The sequence below is a fragment of the Streptomyces sp. NPDC031497 genome (assembly GCF_055580905.1).
This window is the reverse complement of sequence record NZ_JBVIKO010000036.1, coordinates 63,138-71,846: the sequence shown is the minus strand read 5'-3', so window position 1 is coordinate 71,846 and position 8,709 is coordinate 63,138. Positions and strand designations below refer to the sequence as shown.

Here is an 8,709-nt window from a genome sequence, read left to right as displayed (position 1 = left end):
CGGGAAGGGGCCGGGTACTCAACCTCGAACGGCAGCCGCGCATGGCGATATGTCCTCACTCAGGGTGTCCACGCCCTGGTTCGACGAGACCGGCGGTGAGAGTTCCTGGCTCCCGGGGATGGCTACCCCGGTGACAGTGGCGGGACCGCGCCGGATTCGCACCGGCTTCCTCTCTTGCCGCCGTACTTGGCTCCGGAAGTCCACCACGCCCCCGGAAGACCCGTCAACTTGCCGTTGACCTGCGAGGGGAGTGTGTGGGAAGGCCCACACCGGTGGTCCAGCGGGGCCCGTGGGGCATGCCGAAGGCTCCTCCCGAGCGGGTCGGGGAGGAGCCTTCGCCTGCCGCGAGCGACCGGCCCGGTCAGGCCTTGGCCACGGTCAGGGCTTGGCCACGATCAGGTGGATGCCGTAGGCCACGGCGGCCGCGCAGGCCGCGAAACACAGGTAGGCGGCGGTCACTGCCAGGGCCGCGGAGTTGCCCTGGGCCGTGGCGCGTTCACGGGCGGAGAGGCCCTTGATGCCGAGGGTGAAGAGGGCCACCATGCCCACGGTGACCACGAGGCTGACGCCGAAGACGGAGCCGATGGCTGCCCAGTCGATGTTCATGTCGGTTCTTCCTCGGGGGTCAGACGGTCGCGGCCGGGTCGGTGGCGGTGACCGGCGCGGGTGACGGGGCGGGGGACGGGATCGTGGCGGTGAGGTCGTCGGTCACCGGGCCCGCGGGCGGCGGGGTCACGGCGGCCATCGCCGCGGTCACCACGCCGGCCGGCTCGATGCCGTCGGTGTCGTTGACGTTGGCGCTGTCCACGACCTCGCGGCGGGAGAGCTTCCAGATCGCGGCGCTGGAGGCGACGAGGAAGACGGCGACGACCGCCGTGCCCCAGTCGCCGAGGTCCGTCACGGACTCGGCGAGCGCGCCGACGACCGCGGCCGCGGGCAGGGTGAGCACCCAGGCGACCATCATGCGGGTCGCGGTGGACCAGCGGACCGTCCCGCCCTTGCGGCCCAGGCCCGCGCCCATCACGGAACCGGAGACGACATGCGTGGTGGAGAGCGAGAAGCCGAGGTGGGAGGAGGCCAGGATGGCGGTGGCCGCGCTGGTCTGGGCGGCGAAGCCCTGCTGCGGCTGGAGGTCGGTCAGGCCCTTGCCCATGGTGCGGATGATGCGCCAGCCGCCGATGTAGGTGCCGAGCGCGATGGCGAGGCCGGCGGAGAGGATGACCCAGGTGGGAGGGTTCGAGCCGGGGGCGATGGTGCCGCCCGCGATCAGCGCGAGGGTGATGATGCCCATCGTCTTCTGCGCGTCGTTGGTGCCGTGCGCGAGCGAGACCAGGCCGGCCGAGGCGATCTGACCGGCGCGGAAGCCCTTGCGGGTGGCCTCGTCCTCGGCGCCCTCGGCGTTCTTGCCGATCGCGTACGACAGGCGGGTGGAGAGCATCGCCGCGAGGCCCGCGACCACGGGGGCGGCGACCGCCGGGAGCAGGACCTTGGTGACCAGCGCGTCGCCGTGGACCGCGCCGAAGCCGGCGGAGGCGACGGTGGCGCCGATCAGACCGCCCATCAGGGCGTGCGAGGAACTTGAGGGCAGGCCCACCAGCCAGGTCACCAGGTTCCAGAGGATCGCGCCGACCAGGGCGGCGAAGATGACCTCGGGGCGGATGCCGTTCTCGTCGACGAGGCCCTTGGAGATCGTGTTGGCGACCTCCACGGAGAGGAAGGCGCCCACCAGGTTCAGTGCGGCGGACATGGCCACCGCGATCTTGGGCTTGAGCGCGCCGGTCGAGATGGTCGTGGCCATCGCGTTGGCGGTGTCGTGGAAACCGTTCGTGAAATCAAACGCGAGTGCGGTCACCACCACAATCGCGAGGATCAGCGAGAAGTTTTCCATTTACCCAGACAATCTATAGAGGTCATCGGCCGTTGGACCGTAGGCAACCTGGATGAACGGAAGGTGAACTGAGGTGGTCTCTGTGGTGTCTGTGATCGACTTCAGGGTATGTGTGCGCGGGCACGGGCGAGGCCGCCGTCCCGTCTCCGGTCCGGCGGCCCGTGCGCCCCTTGGCTAGGAGCCCTTGGCGAACGACTTCAGCCGGCTCGCCGACCCGTTGAAGAGATTCTGGTCACCCGGCAGGCTGCCGCTGTTGTCGTACTGCCAGAAGGTCCAGTGCGACCATCCGGCCGGCAGCGCTCCCGCGTCCGCCGAGCCGTGGCGGGCGATCCACAGGGCGTGGTTCGCGGCGAATGCGCTGCTGCCGCCGGTGCAGAGGTTCCACCAGTGGGTGGTCGTGTAGATCACCGGCCGCTGACCGGTCTCCCGCTTCAGCTCGTCGCTGAAGGACTTGATCCACTTGACCATCGTGGAGTGGCTCAGCCCGTAGCACCTGTGTTTCCTGTCGTACGGGTTGTACTCGATGTCGAGTGCGGGCGGCAGTGTCCAGCCGTCCGCGGTCCAGGTGCCGCCGTGGCTCGCGAAGTACGCGGCCTGCCGGGCGCCCGACGACTTGTTCGGCAGGGCGAAGTGGTAGGCGCCCCGCATGATTCCGGCCTCGTGCGAACCGTTGTACTGCTGGCCGAAGTACGGGTTGCGGTAGGTGGTGGACTCGGTCGCCTTGATGTAGACGAACTTGGCGCCTTTCGCCCTGGCGTCCGGCCAGTCGACGTTCTTCTGGTGCGAGGAGACGTCGTGCCCCTTCGGCAGGCTCGCCGCGGACGCCGTTGTCCCGGCGAACGCGGTCGGGGCCCACGAGAGGGCGAGCGCGGCCACGGCCGCCACGAGGACGCGGGCGTGGTGACGATGGCGGTCGTGGTGGCGGTGGTGGCGCGACGGAGAGCGGTCACGGGCCATGTTTCCCCCCGGAATGGCGACGTGTACGAAAAATCGTCCAGAGATTATTGGAAGATCGGCGTATCATCGGCGATCTTCGGCCAAGCCATGAAATGGGGCTCTTTGTGCCGCTTTGCGCTCTACTGGATTCGGGATGTCCGGCCTAAAGTGCCCTGCCGTACAAGCCGGTTGGGGCGCTGCCTGACAGGATCGGGCCATGGCTGAGCAACAGCGGCACGACCGTGACGCACGGGATGGACGCGGTGGCGCACAGGGTGTGTCGGAGCCGCGAAGGCGCGATGTACGCGCGGAGGAGGCGAGCGCCTGGCGCGAACTCGTCGCCACCGCCCGCCGCACGGTGACCGACGGCCTGGTCGTCGGCACCTCCGGCAACGTCTCGGTCCGGGTCGGCGACACCGTGCTGGTCACACCGTCGGGCGTGCCCTACGACCGGCTCACCCCCGACGACGTGACGGGCGTCGACCTCGCCGGCCGCCAGGTCCTCGGCACCCTGGTCCCGACCAGCGAACTGCCGATGCATCTCGCGATCTACGGCGGTACGGACGCCGGCGCCGTCGTGCACACCCACGCCGTCCACGCCACGGCCGTCTCGACGCTCGTCCCCGAGCTTCCCGCGATCCACTACATGTCCGCCGCGCTCGGCGGTGCCGTCCGGGTTGCCCCGTATGCGACATACGGCACCGAGGAGTTGGCCGAGAACATGCTCCGCGCCTTGACCGACCGCTCCGGCTGCCTCCTCCAGAACCACGGCACGATCACCTACGGCACCACCCTGACCCAGGCCTACGACCGCACCGCCCAACTGGAGTGGATGTGCCACCTGTGGCTGACGGCGTCCGCCGTCCCCGGCCTGACCCCGAGCCTGCTGTCACCGGAACAGGTGGCGGAGGTGGGGGAGCGGCTGCGGGGGTACGGCCAGCGGAAGGGGCAGGCGTAGCCGGGGCGGCCCCCTCTCGTAGCCGGGGCGGCCTTCCTCGCGTCGCGTCCCTTGAGTTCCTCGCGTGCCGCTCTTCGTGCTTCTCCTTTCCGCGCCGCCCGACTTCGCTCCGCCGCGCCGGCGCCAACCCACGACGTACCGTTCCGGCGGTGCCGGACCGGCGATCCCCCTCCCGAAAGCTCCGCCCGTGCGACAGGCGGCCCCCGCCTCCACTGGCCGCCGTCCCGGTCCGCCCCGACACTGGACAGGTGCGCCCAGTCAAAGTCACGGCTGCCGCCGTCGGTGCCGTACTCGCCGCCGGTGCGGCCGGCGTGGCCGCGGGGCGGTTCGCCAGTGACGCCGCCCTGAAGGCGGCGCCGGGCCGGCCGCTGCCCACCGAGCCCCGGCTCACCGTGCACGGCACCACGGCCGACAGCATCGCCCTCACCCGGGACCTCGCCTCGCTGCGCCCCGGCACCTACGGCCTGGCCGGCGACGGCTCGCACGCGGTCGTCGGCGCCGTCCTGGAGTCCGCCGCGAACACCCCCGACACCGTCGTACGGCGGCTGGAGCGCGTGACCCACGGCACCCTCGAAACCGGCGACAAGGTCTGGCTCACCCCCAACGTGCACATCGGCAACCCCGGCGCCGCCCTGGGCCTGGACCACGCCGACGTCGACCTGCCCGGCGAACTCGGTTCGCTGCCCGCCTGGTTCGTGCCCGGCTACCGGGACACCTGGGTGATCGCGGTGCACGGCCTCGGCACCACCCGCGAGCTCCCCATGAACGTGATGCGGTTCCTGCACGGCCGGCGCCTGCCCGTCCTCGCCCTCGCCTACCGCGGCGATCTCGGCGCCCCGCGCTCCCCGGACGGCCTGAACCACCTCGGCGAGAGCGAGTGGCGCGACCTGGACGCGGCGATCCGCTACGCCGTCCGCTACGGCGCCCGCCGCGTCGTCCTGTACGGCTGGTCCACCGGCGCCACCATGGCGCTGCGCGCCGCCGCCCACTCGGCGCTGCGTGAGCGCGTCTCCGGGCTGGTCCTGGACTCGCCGGTGCTCAGCTGGGAGGCCACCCTGCGGGCCCTCGCGCAGGCCCGGCACACCCCCGAGCCGCTGCTGCCGCTCGCGGTGCGCGCCGCCCAGGGCCGCGCCGGCCTGCACGCCGACCACGTCGGTGACCCCGTCGACCCGGAGCGGCTCACCGTGCCCACCCTGATCGTCCACGGCCCCGACGACACGGTGGCCCCCTGGACGTACTCCCGCCGGCTCGCCGCCCGGCGTCCCGACCGCGTCGCCCTGCACACCGTGCCGGACGCCCCGCACGGCGCGATGTGGAACGCCGACCCCCGGCAGTACGAGGAGCGGCTGCGCCGATTCCTCACACCTCTGATGTGATGCCCCTGAATATCTCCTCTCTTGTGAGATGACTCCTTTGATCTGATTTTCTCCGCGCGTGCGGCACCTCCCTGACCTCGCCCCGAGGCAAGCCGGAAGCCCCGATTCCAGTCGGTCCCGAGGGTTCCGTTTAAGGCCGTACCACTGGCCTGAACATGTCTCCCCGCCTCCCCTCGGGCCCCGTGCGTTGGCCAGCCCCGTCGCCCCCCGTGACATTCCGTTTGGGTTTTCGGACCGTCAACCGGAAGACTGCACCCGTGACGTCCCGTATCCCGCGCGACTCAAGGCTTCGACTCGTCCGAACGCGACCCCTGGCCGCCGCCCCCCGAGCGATGAACCAGCGGCCCGCGCGCCGCCCCGCACCCCGCCCGCCCGAGGGCACCCCGGCCCCCGCCGAACTGGCCAGAATGGCACGGTCCGGGCTGGCCGGAGCGGCCCGAGTCGCCCACTGGGCCGACACGGCCCTCGGTCCGGGCAGCGACGGCGCGACCGCCGACGGCAAGGCCACTCTCTCCGAGGCGTCCGCCGAACGCGCGTCCGGCGATCTCGGCCTGACCCCGGCTCAGATCCGCGCCGACTGGGACACCGCCCGACTCGCCGGCCTGGTCGAGGTGCACGGCGACAGCGCACGCCCCGGCTGGCGCCTGCGCGCCTGGGACCGTGACGACAGCGCCGTGCTGCGCGGCTGGGTCGCCCTCTTCGACGCCTGGTCGCTCGCCCATCCGGAGCCGGCGGAGTTCGAGGCCGCCGCCGTCGCCGAGGTGGTCTCGGCCATGCCCCAGGTGCTCTCCTTCCTTCAGCTGTCCGCCGGTCCCGTCCCGGTCGAGCAGCTCCTGGACCTGCTGCGACAGCGGGTCACCGAACTGCGTACCGAGCGCTGCGAGGTCCCCTACGAGACGGAGACCGGGATCGGTGGCGGATCCGGGTCCGCCGTGCCCGTCGTCGCCGTGCCCGCCGCCCGCACCGACCTGGCGGACCGCGCACCGGCCGACGACCCCGCCCCCGCGGAGGACGCCGAGCTCGCTCCCCTCCTCGACTGGTCCCTGCACGCGCTCGCCTCCGTCGGCGCGCTGACCTACGGCGTCGGCCAGGCCACCCTCACCCCGCTGGGCAGCTGGGCGGTCTGGGTCAAGCTGGAGCAGATCTGCGTGGCCGCGCAGAGCCCCGCCGGGAACATCGAGGTCGCCGCCGAGGAGATGCTGCGCGGCTGCGCCCAGCTCCGCCCCAACGCGGCCCGCGCCGAGTACCGCGCCTGGCTCGCCGCCCGCCCCGTCGGCAGCGCCGTCGCCGAACTCGTCGCCGCCGCCCGGGGCGAGGACGCTCTGCTGCGCGGTCTCGCCTTCGAGGCGCTGCGCGTGGTCGGCGCCCCCGCCGAACCGGACGTCCGCGCGGTCGTCGACGAGCCGACCCTGCGGCCGTACGCCCTGCTGTGGCTGGCCGAGCACGACGGGGTCGATCCGGAGGACGCCCACGAGGTGCTCACCCGCGAAGAGGCCACCTGGCTCTGGGTGGACACGGCCGCCGCGGTCGCCGACCACGGCGAGGCACCGCTGCTGGTCCGCCATCTGGAGTCGGCGCTGCAGCCCACCGTCCCCGCGTTGCTCGACGAGGTGCGCGCCGTCGGTCACCCGCGCACCGTGCAGGTCCTGGTCGCCCTCGCCGCCGCCCACCCCGACCCGGCGCTGGCCAAAGCAGTCCGCCGGGCCGCCTTCCAGGTGCACACCGGCGGCTGACGGCCCAGGTGGGGCGGGAGGGTCAGGCGGGTCGGGAGGGTCAGGCCGCTATCTCCGGGGCGTAGGTACCGAAGCTCCAGATGTTGCCCTCGACGTCGCGGGCCATGTAGTCCCGCGAGCCGTAGTCCTGGTCCGTGGGGGGCATCAGGATCTCGGCGCCGTGGTCCACGGCCCGCTGGTGGTGTGCGTCGACGTCGTCCACGACGATGTACACCCCGGTCGGGCCCGCGCCCTCCATCGCCGCGTCGAAACGGCCGCCGCGGCCCTGGGAACCCAGCATGATCGCGCCGTTGCCCTGCACCAGTTCGGCATGGAGCACCATGCCGTCCTCGCCCTCGTACACCGACAGCTCGGTGAAGCCGAAGGCCTCCGTCAGTTGCCTGATCGCCACCTTCGCGTCCGCGTACAGCAGCGACGGATAGATGCTCGGCCGTCCGCCGGTCGTGCCTGCCATGCCGATCACTCCCCTTGTGTGCCGGTGCCCCGAAAGCCGTCGTCCGGCCTGTTGCACAGTCTGGCACCCGGCACTGACAACGACCCCGGCCCGCACCATCGGTGCAGGCCGGCGACCCAGCGGCTCATCCGCTCAGCGGTTCATCGGCTCATCTCGGCGGCTCATCTCGGCGGTTCGTCTCGGCGGTTCATCGGAAGGTGTTGCACTGCGCCATGTCGCCGGTCCGGTACCCCTGGTAAAACCACTGCTGGCGCTGCCGCGCCGACCCGTGCGTCCAGGTCTCCGGCGTCACCCGTCCCTGGTACCGCTCCTGGATCCGGTCGTCGCCCACGGCCGCCGCCGCGTCGAGACCGTCCCGGATGTCGGCGTCCGTCAGGCTGGTGATGAGGGGCCGGCCGGTCGACTCGTCCTTCGTGGTCGTCGCGTGCCGCGCCCACACCCCGGCGTAGCAGTCGGCCTGGAGCTCCACCCGTACCGCGTTGCTGTTCACTCCGGTCAGGTTGTCCTGCGACCTGCTCAACGTGCCCGTCAGGTCCTGCACATGGTGCCCGTACTCGTGCGCCACGACGTACGCCTGGGCGAACGGGCCGCCGGTCGCGCCGAACTTGGACCGCAGCTCGTCGAAGAAGCCGAGGTCCAGATAGACCTTCCGGTCGCCCGGGCAGTAGAACGGCCCGACCGCCGAGGTCGCCGTCCCGCACGCGGTGCCGACCCGCCCGCTGAAGAAGACGGTCGGGGCGTTCGTGTAAGTACCCCGGCGCTGCTGGAACTCCTGCTTCCAGAAGTCCTGCACGCTGTTGACCACCGCCACCATCCGGCAGTCGTCCTTGGTGTTCGCGTCCCGTCCGGTACGGCAGCTCTGCTGCACCTGCGCGAGTGAGGAGGAGGCGGGCGCGGGCGAGCTGTCGCCGGAGGAGAGGCCCAGCTGATCGGGGCCGATACCGAAGAACAGGGCGAGGAGCAGCGCGATCAGGCCGGCCAGGCCGCCGCCGATGGTCGCCTTCCCGCCCGGGACGCGGCTGCCGCGCACGTCCTGGACTTCGGAGGTGTCCAGGTTCGCATCGTCGTCGAACTGCATGGGGCACCGCCCTCTGCTCGCACCGTCCCCTGCATCCACCTTGCGCCATCCCGGCCGTCACTTCGCGCCGATGGCCCGGCGAACGCCCGATCGGGCGACGTCCCGCCCCACCCCCGCGTCACGCCTGCCCCCGCCTCGCGGCCGTGACTACGCTCTGCGCCTGATCCATGGGACAAGGACGCCCGCCCGGGCGCCGAAGGGGGGAGCGGTGCCCGTTCTGCCACACGGGACGACCCCACCGCCCACCACCGCCGACGGCTTCCCCGGCACGGACGCCCACCGGGCC

At 72.0% G+C, this 8,709-nt stretch carries 8 protein-coding genes and 1 riboswitch; of the genes, 3 read left to right on the top strand and 5 right to left on the bottom strand.

Going from position 1 to position 8,709, the window contains the following annotated elements; all coding sequences use genetic code 11:
• Nucleotides 1-80 precede the first annotated feature (80 nt).
• Nucleotides 81-220: riboswitch (cobalamin riboswitch) on the bottom strand.
• A gap of 158 nt (nt 221-378) precedes the next feature.
• From ACZ5K7_RS43700 to ACZ5K7_RS43690, 3 genes are all read right to left on the bottom strand, one after another.
• Nucleotides 379-606, bottom strand: coding sequence for a hypothetical protein (locus ACZ5K7_RS43700; protein WP_351694695.1), 228 nt, complete (start codon nt 604-606; stop codon nt 379-381).
• Nucleotides 607-625: 19 nt separating this feature from the next.
• Nucleotides 626-1,888, bottom strand: a complete 1,263-nt coding sequence (locus ACZ5K7_RS43695; RefSeq protein ID WP_351694693.1) for an inorganic phosphate transporter — start codon at nt 1,886-1,888, stop codon at nt 626-628.
• Nucleotides 1,889-2,062: 174 nt separating this feature from the next.
• The gene (locus ACZ5K7_RS43690; protein ID WP_468923212.1) at nt 2,063-2,845 is read right to left on the bottom strand and encodes a lysozyme; all 783 of its coding nucleotides are present in this window, start codon (nt 2,843-2,845) and stop codon (nt 2,063-2,065) included.
• Nucleotides 2,846-3,041: 196 nt separating this feature from the next.
• Between ACZ5K7_RS43690 and ACZ5K7_RS43685 the strand changes: the two genes are divergently transcribed.
• The 3 genes from ACZ5K7_RS43685 to ACZ5K7_RS43675 all read left to right on the top strand — a co-directional run bounded on the left by ACZ5K7_RS43685 (nt 3,042) and on the right by ACZ5K7_RS43675 (nt 6,891).
• On the top strand, nt 3,042-3,782 hold the full coding sequence (locus ACZ5K7_RS43685; protein ID WP_468923209.1) for a class II aldolase/adducin family protein: 741 nt from the start codon (nt 3,042-3,044) through the stop codon (nt 3,780-3,782).
• A 248-nt stretch (nt 3,783-4,030) separates the two neighbouring features.
• A complete protein-coding gene (locus tag ACZ5K7_RS43680) occupies nt 4,031-5,158 on the top strand; it encodes an alpha/beta hydrolase (protein ID WP_468923207.1) in 1,128 nt (375 codons plus the stop codon).
• A 332-nt stretch (nt 5,159-5,490) separates the two neighbouring features.
• Nucleotides 5,491-6,891 (top strand): hypothetical protein, encoded by a 1,401-nt coding sequence (locus ACZ5K7_RS43675; RefSeq protein WP_450971671.1) that lies wholly within the window; start codon nt 5,491-5,493, stop codon nt 6,889-6,891.
• 40 nt (nt 6,892-6,931) lie between these two features.
• Here the strand turns inward: ACZ5K7_RS43675 and ACZ5K7_RS43670 are convergent, their stop codons facing one another.
• Together ACZ5K7_RS43670 and ypfJ are read right to left on the bottom strand one after the other, a co-directional pair.
• Nucleotides 6,932-7,345 carry a VOC family protein gene (locus ACZ5K7_RS43670; RefSeq protein WP_468923205.1) on the bottom strand — a complete coding sequence of 138 codons (414 nt, stop codon included), beginning with the start codon at nt 7,343-7,345 and terminating at the stop codon, nt 6,932-6,934.
• Between the two features lie 187 nt (nt 7,346-7,532).
• On the bottom strand, nt 7,533-8,423 hold the full coding sequence (gene ypfJ / locus ACZ5K7_RS43665; RefSeq protein WP_351694681.1) for a KPN_02809 family neutral zinc metallopeptidase: 891 nt from the start codon (nt 8,421-8,423) through the stop codon (nt 7,533-7,535).
• Nucleotides 8,424-8,709 lie beyond the last annotated feature (286 nt).